At 24.6% G+C, this 17332-nt stretch carries 11 protein-coding genes; 6 read left to right on the plus strand and 5 right to left on the minus strand.

The features are described from left to right. The first annotated feature begins 117 nt into the window (after positions 1-117). Complete coding sequence (gene mrcB / locus BUAMB_RS00935) at positions 118-2346, plus strand: penicillin-binding protein 1B (protein ID WP_014499913.1); 2229 nt, start codon at positions 118-120, stop codon at positions 2344-2346. Between the two features lie 143 nt (positions 2347-2489). After that, positions 2490-5114 (plus strand): preprotein translocase subunit SecA, encoded by a 2625-nt coding sequence (gene secA, locus BUAMB_RS00940; RefSeq protein WP_014499914.1) that lies wholly within the window; start codon positions 2490-2492, stop codon positions 5112-5114. A 264-nt stretch (positions 5115-5378) separates the two neighbouring features. Here the strand turns inward: secA and coaE are convergent, their stop codons facing one another. After that, positions 5379-6026 carry a dephospho-CoA kinase gene (gene coaE, locus BUAMB_RS00945; protein WP_014499915.1) on the minus strand — a complete coding sequence of 216 codons (648 nt, stop codon included), beginning with the start codon at positions 6024-6026 and terminating at the stop codon, positions 5379-5381. Between the two features lie 58 nt (positions 6027-6084). On the opposite strand from coaE, the gene BUAMB_RS00950 reads away from it, so the two are divergent. From BUAMB_RS00950 to lpdA, 4 genes are all read left to right on the plus strand, one after another. Further along, positions 6085-7137, plus strand: a complete 1053-nt coding sequence (locus BUAMB_RS00950) for a GMP reductase (protein WP_014499916.1) — start codon at positions 6085-6087, stop codon at positions 7135-7137. A gap of 133 nt (positions 7138-7270) precedes the next feature. Then, the gene (aceE, locus tag BUAMB_RS00955) at positions 7271-9937 is read left to right on the plus strand and encodes a pyruvate dehydrogenase (acetyl-transferring), homodimeric type (RefSeq protein ID WP_014499917.1); all 2667 of its coding nucleotides are present in this window, start codon (positions 7271-7273) and stop codon (positions 9935-9937) included. Between the two features lie 32 nt (positions 9938-9969). Continuing rightward, entirely contained in the window at positions 9970-11133 is a 1164-nt protein-coding gene (locus BUAMB_RS00960; RefSeq protein ID WP_044035102.1) for a 2-oxo acid dehydrogenase subunit E2, read from the plus strand. A gap of 59 nt (positions 11134-11192) precedes the next feature. Beyond that, positions 11193-12599 (plus strand): dihydrolipoyl dehydrogenase, encoded by a 1407-nt coding sequence (gene lpdA, locus BUAMB_RS00965; protein WP_014499919.1) that lies wholly within the window; start codon positions 11193-11195, stop codon positions 12597-12599. An 878-nt stretch (positions 12600-13477) separates the two neighbouring features. On the opposite strand, the gene BUAMB_RS00970 is transcribed toward lpdA, so the two are convergent. The 4 genes from BUAMB_RS00970 to ftsA all read right to left on the minus strand — a co-directional run bounded on the left by BUAMB_RS00970 (position 13478) and on the right by ftsA (position 17262). Next, on the minus strand, positions 13478-14173 hold the full coding sequence (locus BUAMB_RS00970) for a 5'-methylthioadenosine/adenosylhomocysteine nucleosidase (protein ID WP_014499920.1): 696 nt from the start codon (positions 14171-14173) through the stop codon (positions 13478-13480). A 72-nt stretch (positions 14174-14245) separates the two neighbouring features. Further along, positions 14246-14590, minus strand: coding sequence for an iron-sulfur cluster insertion protein ErpA (gene erpA, locus BUAMB_RS00975; protein ID WP_014499921.1), 345 nt, complete (start codon positions 14588-14590; stop codon positions 14246-14248). A gap of 209 nt (positions 14591-14799) precedes the next feature. Beyond that, positions 14800-15951 (minus strand): cell division protein FtsZ, encoded by a 1152-nt coding sequence (gene ftsZ / locus BUAMB_RS00980; RefSeq protein ID WP_014499922.1) that lies wholly within the window; start codon positions 15949-15951, stop codon positions 14800-14802. A gap of 54 nt (positions 15952-16005) precedes the next feature. After that, positions 16006-17262 (minus strand): cell division protein FtsA, encoded by a 1257-nt coding sequence (gene ftsA / locus BUAMB_RS00985; RefSeq protein ID WP_014499923.1) that lies wholly within the window; start codon positions 17260-17262, stop codon positions 16006-16008. Between the last annotated feature and the right edge of the window lie 70 nt (positions 17263-17332).

Below are 17332 nucleotides of genomic sequence, written 5' to 3' on the forward strand. Positions count from 1 at the left end.
TTTTTATTTATTAATGTTTTTTTAAACATTTAAGATATTCGAAAAAGGACTCATAAATGTATCATTTAATAAAAAAAAAAGAAAATTTTAATAGCAATATTTTTTTTTATTTTTTGTTTGATTATTTTTTATGGATGCTATTTATATATTAAAATTAATCAAGTAATTCATGGAAAAGTATGGAATTTTCCTAATTTAATATATTCGCGTATAGTTAATTTAGAACCAGGAAATATATATTCTCAAAACGAAATATTAAATTTTTTAAAAAATACGATGTATAGAAAAGTAGATTGTGTTATGTTACCAGGAGAATATAGTGTAAAAGATAATGTTATAAAATTTATACGACGTTCTTTTGATTTTCCTGATATTCAAGAAGGAGAATTTTATACACAATTGTTATTTAAAAATAATACTTTAAAAAAAATTACAAATATTAAAAATGGTCGCAATTTTAGTTTTTTTCGTTTAGAACCACAATTAATTGCGATGTTAACGTCTCCTAAAAAAGAAAAACGTATTTTTTTATCTCGTAATAAATTTCCAGAAATATTAGTTAAAACACTTTTATCAATTGAAGATAAACATTTTTATGAACATGATGGTATTTATATATCTTCTATAATAAGAGCATTTTTAGCTAATATAACAGCTGGACATGTTATTCAAGGTGGAAGTACTTTAACTCAGCAATTAATAAAAAATTTATTTTTAACAAATCAACGTTCAATTTTAAGAAAAATAAATGAAATATATATGGCGTTAATTTTAGATTTTTTTTATACAAAAGATCGTATTTTAGAATTATATTTAAACGAAGTGTATTTAGGTCAAGATGGTGATGAGCAAATTCGAGGATTTCCATTGGCAAGTATTTATTATTTTGGATATCCAATAAATGAATTAACTTTAGATCAATATGCATTATTAGTAGGTATGGTAAAAGGAGCTTCTTTATATAATCCTTGGAATCATCCTATTGCTGCTTTAAAAAGAAGAAATTTAGTTTTATTATCATTATATAATCAAGCATATATTACAAAAAATATTTATCTTCATTTGTCTCGTAGATCTTTAAATGTTCAACCTAAAGGCAATATTACTTCACCTCATCCTAATTTTATACAATTAGTATCTGAAGAGTTTAAAAAAAATATAAAAAATCCTATTAATACTTTTTCAGGTATAAGAATTTTTACTACTCTTGATTCTGTTTCACAAAATGCATTAGAAAAAGCTGTAAAAAAAGAAATACCTATATTAAAAAAACAAAAAAAATTAAAAGATTTAGAAATTGCAACAATAGTTATAGATAAATTTACTGGTGAAATTCAGGCTTTAATTGGTAGTTCGATTCCAAAATTTTCTGGATATAATCGTGTTTTAAATGCTCGTCGGGGAATTGGTTCGTTATCTAAACCAATAACTTATTTGACTGCTTTATCACAACCTGATAAATATCATTTAAATACTTGGATATCTGATCTTCCAATTTCTATTAAATTAGATAATGGTGAATATTGGACACCAAAAAATAATAATTTTCATTTTAGTGGAAAAGTAATGTTGTTAGATGCTTTAATTCATTCAATTAATATTCCTACTATTAATCTTAGTATGGATATGGGTTTTGAAAAATTAGTTGATAATTGGGTACGATTAGGTATTAAGAGAAATCAAATTACTTCTTTTCCATCTATTTCTTTAGGAGCGATTAATTTAACGCCTATTGAGATAGCTCAGGTATTTCAAATTATTGCAAATAATGGCTATAAAAAATCATTATCATCAGTGAAATCAGTGACATTTGATGATAAAAAAATATTTTATCACACTGTACCTCAATCAAAAAATATTATTGCTACTGAAGCTTCTTATTTAATATTATATGCTATGCAACAAGTAGTTAATGATGGAACAGCTAAATCATTAGGAAAAATTTTTAAAGAATTTTCTTTAGCAGGAAAAACTGGTACTACGAATAATTTAATTGATAGTTGGTTTGTAGGAATTGATGGAAAACAAGTAGTAATTACTTGGATAGGAAGAGATAATAATAAAACTACTAAATTATATGGTGCTTCTGGTGCTATGCAAATTTATCGAAGATATCTGCAATATAAATTGCCAACACCATTAGTATTAATACCGCCAAAAGATATCAATAGTTTTTATATCGATAAATTAGGAAGATTATTTTGCAATAAAAATGATCAACATAATCGATTTTTACCAGTATGGAATGCGCAAAATAAAAAAAATAATTATTTTAATAAAGAATTAGAATGTAATGCAACAGAAAAGAAAAAAAATATTATGTCTTGGTTAAAAAACTTATTATAAAAAATATTTTTAAAATTATTATGTTAATTTTTATTGTTTATAATATTAATAATATTAAATTAAAATATGAAATAAAATTACTTTAAAAATAATTAAATAGTTTAATTGTAAATTTAAAACATTTAAATATGAGAATTAATAGTATGTTAATAAAATTTTTTAAAAAAATCTTTAGTAATCGTAATAGTCGTGTTTTAAAAAAATTTAATAAAATAGTATGTTATATTAATAAAATAGAAAAAAGTTTTGAAAAATTCTCAGATACAAAATTAAAAAATCAAACAAATATATTACAATTGCGATTAAAAAATGGAGAAACTTTAAATGATATATTACCTGAAGCATTTGCCACAGTTAGAGAAGCAAGTAAACGTGTATTTAATATGAGACATTTTGATGTTCAAATTTTAGGAGGAATAGTTTTAAATGAACAATGTATTGCAGAAATGCGGACAGGTGAAGGAAAAACTTTAACATCTACATTACCCGCTTATCTTAATGCATTGACTGGAAAAGGTGTTCATATAGTTACAATGAACGATTATTTAGCTCGTAGAGATGCTGAAAAAAATACTCCTTTATTTGAATTTCTTGGTTTAAAAGTAGGTTTAAATTTATCTGATATGTCTTTTTTGTCTAAACGAAAAGCTTATTTATCTGATATTACCTATGGAACTAATAATGAATATGGTTTTGATTATTTACGTGATAATATGGTATTCTTACCTGAAGAAAGAGTACAAAGAGGATTACATTATGCATTAGTCGATGAAGTTGACTCTATTTTAATAGATGAAGCTAGAACACCTTTAATTATTTCAGGACCTTCTGATGATACTTCTGAAGTATATCAAAAAATAAATAATATTATTCCTTTTTTAACCTTTCAAAAACAAGAAGATTCAGAATATTTTAATGGTATTGGGCATTTTTTTATCGATGAAAAATCAAAACAAGTATATTTAACAGAACGAGGGCTAGTAGAAGTTGAGAATTTTTTATTAAATAAAAAATTAATGAAACCAGGTGAATCTTTGTATTCAACTAATAATATTATATTAATGCATCATGTTTTATCTGCATTACGTGCACATAAATTATTTATTCGTAATATTGATTATCTTGTAAAAGATAACAATATAATTATTGTTGATGAACATACCGGAAGGGCCATGTTAGGAAGAAGATGGTCAGATGGATTACATCAAGCAATAGAAGCTAAAGAACATGTACCTATTAAAAATGAAAATCAAACTTTAGCATCTATTACATTTCAAAATTATTTCCGTTTATATAATAAAATAGCGGGTATGACAGGTACTGCTGCAACTGAATCTTTTGAATTTAGTTCTATTTATAATCTTAATACAATTGTAATACCAACAAATAAAAAAATGATACGTAAAGATTTACCTGATTTAGTATATGTAACTGAAAAAGAAAAAATTCATGCTATTATTCAAGATATTAAAAGATGTGTATCTTTAAAACAACCTGTATTAGTAGGTACAATATCTATTGAAAAATCAGAAAGTATTTCTAAAGAATTATTTAAATTAAATATTAAGCATAATGTTTTAAATGCTAAGTTTCATGCTAAAGAAGCAGATATTATAGCACAAGCAGGAAAACCTAAATCGATTACTATTGCTACTAATATGGCTGGTCGAGGTACAGATATTGTACTTGGTGGCAATCTAGAAGTAGAATTAAATCAAAATAAAAATATTTCAGCGACAGAATATAAAAAAATTAAACAAAAATGGCAAAAAGAACATGATTTTGTTGTATCGATTGGTGGATTACATATAATTGGAACAGAACGTCATGAATCAAGACGTATTGATAATCAATTAAGAGGTCGTTCTGGTCGTCAAGGAGATAGTGGGTCTTCTCGTTTTTATCTTTCTATGGAAGATTCATTAATGCGTATTTTTGCATCTAATAAAATTGTTTCTATGATGAAAAAATTAGGATTATCTTTAAATGAAGCGATTGAGCATCCTTGGGTGAATAAAGCTATAGAAAAAGCTCAAAAAAAAGTAGAAAGTAGAAATTTTGATATTAGAAAACAATTATTAGAATATGATGATGTTATTAATGAACAGCGTCATATAATTTATGCTCAAAGAAATAAATTACTTGATTCAAAAGATATTAAAATTATGATATATGATATTTTACAAGATGTTTTGAAAAAAAATATTAACATATATATCCCAAATAATACCATGAAAGATAAATGGCAAATTATTGAATTAGAAAAAAGATTAAACGTTAATTTTCATTTGAAAATATCAATTTTAGAATGGTTAAATATACAACCTAATTTAAATAGTATTGAATTAGTAAAAAAAATTATTAATTGTGCAAAAAAAAACTATGAAAAAAAAGCACATTTAATTGGTTTAGACAATATGCGTATAGTTGAAAAAAAAATTATGCTACAAACATTAGATACATTGTGGCAAGAACATTTATCTGCAATAGATTATTTAAGACAAGGTATTCATTTAAGAAGTTATGCTCAAAAAGATCCTAAACAAGAATATAAAAGAGAATCTTTTAATATGTTTTCTAACATGCTAGAATTATTAAAAGATGAAGTAATATCGTGCTTAATAAAAATTGATGTATTGCATATACAACAATATATTAATTCTAATGCACGTTTAAAAGATATTTTAAATAATAAAAATATTAGTCGAAATGCAATATGTATTTGTGGTTCAGGTAAAAAATATAAGCATTGTCATGGTCGTTTGTAAGTTTTTTTATAAAATATTTAATATATTTTTTAATATTAATAAATAATATATATTTTAATATAATATCAAAAAAAAGTACATTTTATAAATATTGATATTGATTTTAAGTATCTTTATAACGTATTAAATTTTCTAATTTTCTATCTTCGAATTATAATATTATAACTTTTCTTAAAGTATTTCTAAAATCATAAAAATATAAATAACTTAATCAAACATTAAATATAAAAAATCACATATAAAATATACTAAATATATTTAATTTTAGTAAAATTTTGTTAGATAATTTTTTTTAATGTTTATTTTTTTTTTATTTTTTTTTGAGAGATATGTATAAAATAAATTTAAATAATTAACATATAAATAAATGTTTTTGTTATTTTTTTTATTAAAAATGATGTCATCAGATATAGCAATTCTTTTGTTTCTAGTAGTTTGTATTGAAATGATTTTTTTTGCTTCTAATATATTAATATTATCTCGTTTTATAATTCTTTTTATTTGTTCTTTTACAGGTGCGTCAACTAAAAGAATTCTATTAGCTTTATGTTCTAATTTTTTTTCAATTAATAAAGGAATTACCCATAAGCACCAACATGACTGTGTTTGTCTGATTTGATTTTGAGTTTCTTTAAAAATTTTTGGATGTAATAAGTTTTCTAACCATAAACGATCGTTTTTACTATTTAAAATTTGTTTTCTAAGTAAAGATTTATTAATTGAATTATCTTTATTTAATATTTTTTTTCCAATTTTTTTTTTTATACAATATGATATTTTTATATCATCTTCTATTATATTTTTTGCTATAACATCAGCATCAATTACATCAATGCCTAATTTTTTAAAATGATTAGAGATAGTAGTTTTTCCACTACCAATACCACCAGTAAGTGCTACAATATAAGTCATAATATTTTAACATTTTTCTTTAGTATTATTGTATTTTTAAAATTAAGGTAATAATTTTATGCGAATTGAAGAAGATATTAAATTAGGTTTTAAAGATGTTTTAATTCGACCAAAACGTTCTATATTGAAAAGTCGTGCTCAAGTTGATCTTATTCGTAATTTTTCTTTTAAATATTCTGAATATATTTGGTCAGGAATTCCTATTATTGCATCAAATATGGATACAATAGGTACATTTGAAATGGTCAAATCTTTATCAAATTTTAATATATTAACCGCTGTACATAAATATTATTCTTTGGAACACTGGAAAGATTTTATCAGAACATCTTCAAAATTTATATTAAATCATGTAATTGTTTCAATTGGAACATCTAATGAGGATTTTTTAAAAATTAAAAAAATTTTTTTATTATCTCCTGAAATAAAATATATTTGTATTGATGTTGCAAATGGATATTCTGAACATGTTATTACTTTTTTAAAATTAATTAGAAATTTTTTTATAGATAAAATTATTTGTGCAGGTAATGTTGTTACTGGAGAAATGGTTGAAGAATTAATATTATCTGGGGCTGATATAGTGAAAGTTGGTATTGGTCCAGGATCAGTATGTACTACACGTGTTAAAACTGGAGTTGGTTATCCTCAGCTTTCAGCTATAATTGAATGTGCTGATGCTGCTCATGGATTAGGCGGGCATATTATTAGCGATGGAGGTTGTACCGTATCTGGAGATATTGCTAAAGCTTTTGGAGGAGGAGCTGATTTTGTTATGTTAGGAGGCATGCTTTCAGGTCATAAAGAATGTTCTGGAAAGATTATTAAAGATAAATCAAATAAATATATGTTATTTTATGGTATGAGTTCAATGTCTGCCATGAAACGTTATGAAGGAAAAATTGCAGGATATCGTGCATCTGAAGGTAAAACTGTTAAAATACCATTTCGTGGATATATTAAAAATACAATACGTGATATTTTAGGGGGATTACGTTCTTCATGTACATATATTGGTGCAGAAAAATTAAAAGAATTAACGAAAAGAACAACATTCATAAGAGTAACTGAACAAGAAAATCGTATTTTTAATGTTTTTAAAACTGAATAAAATGTATTTTTAAAATATATAATGTTTTTAGAATTAATAAAATTGATTATATTTATATATATAATTTTATTAGTTTTATAAATTAAAATAAATGTAAATATTAAATACATATAATGTATAAGGAATGTATGCCATGTCAGAAAATTTATATCATGACGTGGATCCAATTGAAACTAGTGATTGGGTGCAAGCTATTGAATCTGTTATTCGTCAAGAAGGTCGTGAAAGAGCATATTTTTTAATAGAAAAAATTTTAAAAATTTCTAAAATTAGTAGAGCAAAATTTTTTAGATCTTTTTTTAATAGTGATTATATTAATACCATTTCTAGTGAAGATGAATGTAAATATCCTGGAAATCTTTTATTAGAAAAAAATATTCGTTCAGCAGTACGTTGGAACGCTATAATGATGGTGTTACGTGCATCAAAAAAAAATTTAGAATTAGGTGGTCATTTATCATCTTTTCAATCTTCAGCTACAATATATGAAGTATGTTTTAATCATTTTTTTCGTTCTAGTAATCATCAAGATGGAGGTGATTTAGTTTATTTTCAAGGTCATATTTCTCCTGGTATTTATGCTCGTTCTTTTTTAGAAGGACGTTTGTCAGAAGAACAATTAAACAATTTTCGACAAGAAGTTAATGGAAAAGGTTTATCATCTTATCCTCATCCTAAATTAATGCCAAATTTTTGGCAATTTCCTACTGTATCTATGGGTTTAGGACCGATTTGTGCTATTTATCAAGCAAGATTTTTAAAATATTTACAATATCGAAAACTAAAAAATACCTCGCAACAAACAGTATATGCTTTTTTAGGAGATGGTGAAATGGATGAACCAGAATCTAAAGGAGCTATTTCTATAGCAGTACGTGAAAAATTAGATAATTTAATATTTGTAATTAATTGTAATTTACAAAGATTAGATGGACCAGTAGTAGGTAATGGAAAAATTATTAATGAATTAGAAAGTTTTTTTTATGGTGCTGGATGGAAAGTAATTAAAGTAATTTGGGGAGGTAATTGGGATGCTTTATTAAGAAAAGATAAAACAGGTAAATTAATTCAATTAATGAATGAAACTGTTGATGGTGATTACCAAACGTTTAAATCAAAAAATGGTGCATATGTTCGTAAATATTTTTTTGGAAAATATAAAGAGACATATGAATTAGTTAAAAATATGACTGATGAAGAAATATGGAAATTAAATAGAGGGGGACACGATCCTAAAAAAATATTTAATGCTTTAAAAAAAGCTAAAGAAACTAAAAATAAACCAACAGTTATTTTAGCTCATACTGTGAAAGGTTATGGTATGGGAATGACTGCAGAAGGTAAAAATATTGCTCATCAAATAAAAAAAATTAACATAGCAGGAATAATGTATATTCGAGATCGTTTTAATATTCCTGTATCTAATAATGATATACATCAATTACCATATGTTACTTTTCAAAATAATTCTAAAGAATATCATTATATGCATACTCAAAGAAAAAAATTAGGTGGCTATATTCCTTCTCGTTTAGATAAGTTTACTAAAACATTAATTATTCCAGATTTAAGTGATTTTAAATTATTATTAGAAGAACAAACAAAAGAAATTTCTACAACTATGGCTTTTATTCGTTTTTTAAATATTATTTTAAAAAATAATTCTTTAAAAGATTTGATAGTACCTATTATTGCTGATGAAGCACGTACTTTTGGAATGGAAGGTTTATTTCGTAAAATAGGTATTTATAATTCTAGTGGTCAAAAATACATCCCTCAAGATCGAGAACAATTAGCGTATTATAAAGAAGACAAACAAGGTCAAATATTACAAGAAGGAATTAATGAATTAGGTGCGGCATCATCTTGGTTAGCTGCTGCAACTTCTTATAGTACAAATAATTTTCCTATGATTCCTTTTTATATTTATTATTCAATATTTGGTTTTCAAAGAATTGGTGATTTGTTTTGGGCTGCTGGAGATCAACAAGCAAGAGGTTTTTTAATTGGAGGCACTTCTGGACGAACTACTTTAAATGGTGAAGGTTTACAACATGAAGATGGGCATAGTCATATACAGTCTTTGACTGTCCCTAATTGTATATCTTATGATCCTGCTTTTGCATATGAAGTAGCTGTGATTATACAAGATGGATTAAGACGGATGTATGGTTCTTCTCAAGAAAATATATACTATTATATTACTACTATTAATGAAAATTTTTATATGCCTGCTATGCCAAAAGGTGTAGAAAAAGGTATTTGCAAAGGAATGTATAAATTAAAGACTTTATATAGTACTACTGAATTAAAAGTTCAATTGATGGGTTCTGGTGCTATTTTACATTCTGTTTGTAAAGCTGCAGAGATTCTATTATATGATTATTCTGTAACCACTGATATATATAGCGTTACTTCTTTTACAGAATTAGCTAGAAATGGTCAAGATTGTGTACGATGGAATATGTTACATCCTGGGAAAAATAATAAAATAGCATATATTCAACAAGTTATGAATAACAGTCCTACTGTTGTAGCAACTGATTATATGAAATTGTTTGCTGAACAAATTTGTCATTATATGCCATCAAAAGAATATCATATTTTAGGAACAGATGGTTTTGGTCGTTCAGACAGTCGTGATCAATTACGTATTCATTTTGAAGTTAGCGTTCATTATATAGTTATAGCAGCTTTACATTTATTAGCTAAAATACAACATATTAAGATGCAGGTAGTTAAAGATGCAATTATTAAATTTAATATTGATCCTGATAAAATTAATCCGCGTTTAGCTTAAGAGGTATAAAACTAGTGGATATAGCAGTAAAGATGCCTGATGTTGGCTCAGATGAATTAGAGGTAATAGAAATATTAGTTAATGTTAATGAATATGTAGAATTGGAACAAGGTTTGATCACTATAGAAGGAGATAAAACTTCTATGGAGATACCATCTCCTAATTCAGGTATTGTAAAAGAAATTTATATTAAGATTGGTGAAAAAGTTCAAACTAATACTTGTATCATGATGTTAGAAATTGATAATTCAAATACTTTTTTATCTAATATTAAGAAAAAAAAATTGGATATATTAAAAAATTTTAAAAAAGATGATATGTGTCATGCAACTCCAATTATTAGGCGTTTAGCTCGTAATTTAAATATTGATTTAAATCAAGTGATTGCGACTGGCCCTAAAAATCGTATTTTAAAAGAAGATTTAGAATTATATCAAAATAATCTTTTAAAAGAAAAGCATAAAATTAATAGTAACAATACTGCTAATGAACTAGAAATAGAAGAATTAGAATTAAATAGTATTCAAAAAATTGTTGGTCACAATCTTTATCAGAATTGGATTAATATACCTCATGTTACACAATTTGATGAAGTTAATGTTACGATACTAGAAGAATTTCGTAAAAAATATAATAATACAAAAAAAAATAAAGAACAAATAAATTATAATATTACTATTTTAGTTTTTATTATCAAAGTAGTATCATATGCATTAGAAAAATTTCCTATATTTAATAGTTCTTTAAGTAAAGATAATAAAAAAATTATTTTAAAAAAATATATTAACATTGGTATTGCTGTAGATGTAAATGATGAATTATATGTTCCGGTTTTAAAAAATACTAATCAAAAAAATATTGAACAATTATCTTGTGAATTACTATGTTTGTTAAAAAAAGCAAAAGAAAAAAAATTAAATATTTCAGATATGACAGGAGGTTGTTTTACAATTTCTAACTTAGGAAGTATTGGAGGTGGTTGGTTTTCTCCAATTATTAATGCTCCAGAAGTTGCAATTCTTGGAGTTTCTAAAATTTGTACAAAACCATGGTGGAATGGAGAAAAATTTATTCCATCGCTAATATTACCGTTATCATTGTCTTATGATCATCGTGTAATCAATGGAGCTTATGCAGCTCGTTTTATTACATTTATTAACCAAGTATTATCTGATATACATTTTTTTATTATGTGATGTTTTATATTTTTTATATTGAAATTTTTTAATTAAATTATTTATAAAAGAAGGTTATCATGAATAATAAAATTCATGCAAAAGTAGTAGTTATTGGATCTGGTCCAGCAGGTTATTCTGCAGCTTTTCGTTGTGCAGATTTAGGTTTAGATACTATTTTAATAGAACGTTATAATACATTAGGAGGTGTTTGTTTAAACGTTGGTTGTATTCCTTCAAAAACTTTATTACATATAGCAAAAGTTATTAAAGAAGCAAAAGATTTGAATCAATCAGGCGTTTTTTTTAGTGAACCAGTCATTGATCTTAAAAAAATTAAAACTTGGAAAGAAAATATTATAAAGCAGTTAGCTAATGGTTTATCTCATATGAGGAAAAAAAGAAAAATAAGAATTTTTCAGGGAAATGCTATTTTTAATACTGATAAAAGTATTTTTGTTGTCAATGAAAAAGATAAATTAACAATTTTTTTTGATTATGCAATTATTGCTACAGGTTCTAAGCCTATTCAGATTTCTTCTATACCTAATGATGATATAAGAATTTGGGATTCAAGTGATGCTTTATCATTAAAATATATACCTAATCGTTTTTTAATTATAGGCGCTGGTATTATTGGTTTAGAGATGGCTACAATATACAGTGCATTAGGTTCTAATGTTGATATTATTGATCGATTTAATCATTTTCTTCCTGCAGTAGATAAAGATATTTCTAATATATATATTAAATCTATCAATAATAAATTTAATTTAATGTTGAATACTCATATTGATAAAATTGAATTGGATCAATCTGGATTAATTGCTAATTTAATACAAGATGGTGGTGATCAAAAAAATATTTTTTATGATGCTATATTAGTTGCAATTGGTAGAACTCCTAATATTAATGAATTAGGATTAGATAAAATTGGCTTGAAAATCAATAATTTTGGTTTTATTGAAGTAAATAATCAATTAAAAACAAATATACCTAATATTTACGCTATAGGTGATGTCACTGGTTTTCCTATGTTAGCTCATAAAGGCGTTCATGAAGGACATATTGCAGCAGAAGTCATTGCTGGAAATAAGCATTATTTTGAACCAAGAGTGATTCCATCAATAGCATATACTGAACCTGAAATTGCTTGGGTTGGATTAAATGAAGTGCAAGCTAAAAAAGAAAATATAGATTATGCAACGTCTATTTTTCCTTGGAGCGCATCAGGTAGAGCTATTGCTTCAAATTGTAGTACAGGTATGACCAAATTAATTTTTAATAAAAATAATAATAAAATTATTGGAGGATCTATTGTAGGAACTAATGCTGGTGAGTTAATTGGAGAAATTGGACTTGCTATTGAAATGGGATGCGATGCTGAAGATATTGCATTAACTATTCATGCTCATCCTACGTTATATGAATCTATTGGTTTATCTGCAGAAATTTTTCAAGGAACAGCAACAGATGTATTAAATTAAAATATATAGTTATTAGTTTATTTATATATTTTAGCTTATTTATGGGTATTATTTTTTAGAAAAAAGAAAAGATTATAGAAATTGAGCTTCTATAGTCTTTTCTTTTTCTAAAAAATCACTTTATATTTAATAATATTTTTTAAAATATTTTAAATATCATTAAAATATATACAACATTTGCTCATATTTAATTAATCTTCATGATTGTATCATTTAATTTTATTTTAATTCATGAACTATTATTTACTGATAATATCTAAAAAAAATATTTGTTGTATGCTATATTAATAATTTTAATATTTTATTAAAAATTGAATATTATTCAAATAAATATTAATGCTATTTGAAATGTATTTTTTAAATATATGTTATTAGATATGATTTAATCTAAAAAAAAATAGAACAAAAAAATAATATTATTTAATTTTTTATTTTTATAAACTTCTATATATGTACATAATAATTTTGTGTTTTTAAGATAATTATCTTGATAAAATATTTTATAATAATTAATCATTAATAATCAACGCAGTTAATAGAAAAATAGTTAATTAAATAATATTATATTTTAATTAATATAAAAAAATTGTTATTTAATGAATGATTAATTCTATCATAAAAAAGATGATATATAACGATGTACGTTTAATATATTAGATGCCATAATCTATATATTTTTTTTGAAATTTTTATATAAGCATAATATTTTGACAAAAAATATTATTGATAACTATAATATATTTTAGTTTTATTTGATGTTTTAAGATCAATAATGATATTCATATCTTTTATTTAATAAAATAGTTTTAAACTATTTTAATATAAAGAAAAAGAAAATATTAACATGCTATTTTTCATAAAACACATTAATATGATATCTATGTTATTATTATATTTTCTAAAATATATTTAACAAATATATAAGAATTCAAAGATGCAATAGATATATTTTTTTTAAAATTATCTGTAGCATCTTCATTAGATAAATCAGATATTGATTTAACTATAATAAGAGGAATATTAAATTTATAGCAAACTTGAGCTATAGCTGCTGATTCCATATCTACTGCTATTGCAGACGGGAATTTACTTTTTAAAATATTTATACACGTATTATTTTGAATGAATGAATCACCAGTAATTATAAGTCCTGTTTTAAATATTAATTTTTTTCTCAAATTTTTTTCTTGAAAAAATTTATTTAATTTTTTATTAATTTTGAATTGTTTTGGATATGTAGGTATTTGTCCATAAGCATAATTAAAATTTGTTAAATCTACATCATAATAACAAACGGTTTTAGGAAGAATAATCTCACCAATTTTTAATGATGATTCTAAACTTCCAGCTGAACCACTATTAATAATAATATCTAGTTGATATAAATTAATAAGTATCATAGTAGCTATACTAGCAGCAACTTTTCCAATTCCTGATTGTATTAAATAAATATTATGTTTTTTAAATTTGCCTATATAAATTATATAATTCTGAACATGTTTTTGATTTAAACATATAATGCGTTTAAATCTTTTTATTTCTTCTTTTATAGCACCAATAATTCCAATTTTCATGTGAATAAAGTTATATTTTATTATTAAAAAACTATTAAAGATATATTAAAAGTATATTACATATGTTTTTTATTAAATTCCAAATGATGCACCACAGCTACATGTAGTTTTTGCATTTGGATTAAAAACAATAAATTTAGAACCTTCTAAATTTTCTAAATAATCTATTTTCCCGCCATGTAAATATTGTAAACTAATGGGATCAATAATTAATGATACATCTGATTGTGTAATAATAATATCATCTTTATTTTTTAATGTATCAAAAATAAATTGATATTGAAATCCACTGCATCCTCCACCGTTTATATAAATTCTTAGTTTTAAATGATAATTATTTTTAATTTCCATAATATTTTTTAATTTTTTAATTGCTTTTTCTGTAAGTTCTAAGTATTTTTCAGAAAATATTTTCATTTTTCAATGCTCTCAAAATATTTTTATATATTAATGATAATATATTATATAATAGTTACTTATGTTATATAAAATATTTTTAATCTATAAAATATCCGTGCGCCGATAGATGATCTAGTCTTTATTGGCGCCGGCTGTTATTAAAAAATAATATTATTAATCAGTATTGAATTCAATATTTTTAAAAAATATTTATAATTATAAAAAATTTAATCTGATTTTTTTCGAAGAAAAGATGGAATATCTAAATATTCTGGTTCTTGAATAATTTTATTTTCTGAGTGTTTTAATTCTTTTTTAATATTTTTTTTCTTTTTTGATGGAGACAGGTTTAAATATTGATAACGATAATCCATAAGTACTTCTCTAGAAGATTTATTTTTTATTTGATTAAGGTCTACATTTTTTTCCATACCAATTCCAGTGGCTACAACGGTGACACGAAGAGTATCATTCATATCAGGATCTAGAGAAGTACCGATTACGACTGTTGCATTATCTGAAGCAAATGATCTAATCGTATTTCCTACTGTTTCAAATTCATCTAATTTTAAATCAAAACCAGCTGTAATATTTACCAATACACCACGAGCACCAGATAAATCAATATCTTCTAATAAAGGACTAGATATAGCGATTTCTGAAGCTTCTTCTGCACGATTATCTCCAGAAGATATTCCAGTTCCCATCATAGCATAGCCCATTTCCATCATAACAGTACGTACATCAGCAAAATCTACATTCATTAATCCAGGTCTTGTAATTAATTCAGCAATACCTTGAACAGCACCTTTTAAGACATTGTTAGCGGCACTGAAAGCATCAAGTAAAGATATCCCCCGATTTAAAACTTTTAATAGTTTATCATTAGGAATAGTAATTAAAGAATCTACATATTTTGATAATTCAACTACTCCTTGTTCTGCTACAATCATTCGTTTTTTTCCTTCAAAATTAAAAGGTTTTGTTACAACTGCAACAGTTAAAATTCCTAATTCTTTTGCTATTTCTGCCACTACAGGAGCCGCTCCAGTACCAGTTCCTCCTCCCATTCCAGCCGCAATAAATACCATATCGGAACCATCTAAAGCAGATTTCAATAGTTCTTTATCTTCTTCTGCTGATGTACGTCCAATTTCTGGATTAGCTCCAGCACCTAATCCTTTAGTAACATTATTACCTATTTGTATAGTTTGTTCTACTGCTACTTTGCTTAATGCTTGTGCATCTGTATTAACAGCAAAAAATTCTACTCCTTCAATTCGTTCTCTGACCATATGTTCTACTGCATTTCCACCACCACCTCCAACTCCAATTACTTTAATGATTGCATTGTTACTTAATTCTGTAGCTTCAAACATAATGTTTTTCCATTATATATCTATATTTTTATAAAATTTTGAGTACGCTATATTTTAAAATTCTTTTGTTAACCAAAAATTAATTTTTTTAAAAAATTTTTCAATAAAAGAATTGTTGTTTTGTTTTTCATTATTATGCTTGTAAAATTCTTTACTATAATGTAATAAACCAGCTACTGTTGCATAATGTGGTTTCATGATATTCTCTATTAATCCTGAAATATTTAAAGGTGTAGCAATTCTTACTTTTTTATTAAAAACTTTTTCTGCACATTCAGTTAAACATGCAATATTCGATCCGCCTCCAGTCAGTACTATACCACTTAATAATTCATATTTTTTTCCTTTTTTATATAACTTTTTTTGTATGTTTAGAATTTTATCTTTGATTAAAGATAATAATTCAACATATCTTGACTCAATGACTTCTATTAATTCATCTTGCTGTAAAATTTTTTGAAAATTACTATGTATATTGGAAAAATCAATATTTTTTGAAGATTCTAAAGATGATTTTATTGCAGCACCATATTCAATTTTCATAATTTCTGCATCATGATGAGACATGCTAAAAGCATATGAAATATCATTAGTCACAATGTTTCCAGCATATGGAATTACTTGACTGTGTTGAACAAAACCATCAATATAAATATTAAAATCTATTGTTCCTCCACCTATATCAATCATGCATACACCAAGTTTACATTCTTCTTCAGTTAACACTGCTTTACTTGAAGCAAGACCTGAAAAAATAAGTTGATTAACTTTTAAGTCACATTTTTCTACAGCTTTAATAATATTTTTTGTGATATTTTGATGACAAGTAATTAAATGAACCTTTACTTGCATACGTACTCCAGATAAACCTAATGGATTCTTTATACCAGATTGTTGATCAATTGAATATTCTTGTGGTATGACATGTAAGATATGATGTTCATTTAAAATTTGTACAGATTTTGCAATATGTATTACATTTTCTAAATCTTCTTTTGTCACTTCTTCTTCTGAAATTGGAACTATTCCTATTTCATTTTGACAATTGATATGTTCGTTAGATATAGATAAATATACAGAAGTAATATGGCAGTCTGCCATGGTTTCAGCTTTTTTGATAGATTCTTGTATGCATATAACTATTGCATCTAAATTATTAATTCTTCCTTTATCTATTCCTTTAGATAAACAAGTTCCAAATCCAATAATTTTAATTGTTTCGTCCGGTAATATTTCTCCAACTAAAGTGACTACTTTAGTAGTACCTATTTCTAATCCAACTACTAATTTTTTATCTTGTGATATGATCATTATTTCTTGACCTGTACTTTTTTGATTTTTTTTTTTTTTTTTAAAATCAAACTATTTTTTTTAAATATTT

Source organism: Buchnera aphidicola str. Ua (Uroleucon ambrosiae), assembly GCF_000225465.1.
Taxonomy (GTDB): Bacteria; Pseudomonadota; Gammaproteobacteria; order Enterobacterales; family Enterobacteriaceae; genus Buchnera; species Buchnera aphidicola_B.

Coding starts and splice junctions, on each gene's coding strand:
- lpdA (WP_014499919.1), top strand. CDS start 11,193: ATGAATAATAAAATTCATGCAAAAGTAGTAGTTATTGGATCTGGTCCA.
- erpA (WP_014499921.1), bottom strand. CDS start 14,590: ATGAAAATATTTTCTGAAAAATACTTAGAACTTACAGAAAAAGCAATT.
- ftsA (WP_014499923.1), bottom strand. CDS start 17,262: ATGATCATATCACAAGATAAAAAATTAGTAGTTGGATTAGAAATAGGT.
- secA (WP_014499914.1), top strand. CDS start 2,490: ATGTTAATAAAATTTTTTAAAAAAATCTTTAGTAATCGTAATAGTCGT.
- aceE (WP_014499917.1), top strand. CDS start 7,271: ATGTCAGAAAATTTATATCATGACGTGGATCCAATTGAAACTAGTGAT.
- BUAMB_RS00950 (WP_014499916.1), top strand. CDS start 6,085: ATGCGAATTGAAGAAGATATTAAATTAGGTTTTAAAGATGTTTTAATT.
- BUAMB_RS00970 (WP_014499920.1), bottom strand. CDS start 14,173: ATGAAAATTGGAATTATTGGTGCTATAAAAGAAGAAATAAAAAGATTT.
- ftsZ (WP_014499922.1), bottom strand. CDS start 15,951: ATGTTTGAAGCTACAGAATTAAGTAACAATGCAATCATTAAAGTAATT.
- BUAMB_RS00960 (WP_044035102.1), top strand. CDS start 9,970: ATGCCTGATGTTGGCTCAGATGAATTAGAGGTAATAGAAATATTAGTT.
- coaE (WP_014499915.1), bottom strand. CDS start 6,026: ATGACTTATATTGTAGCACTTACTGGTGGTATTGGTAGTGGAAAAACT.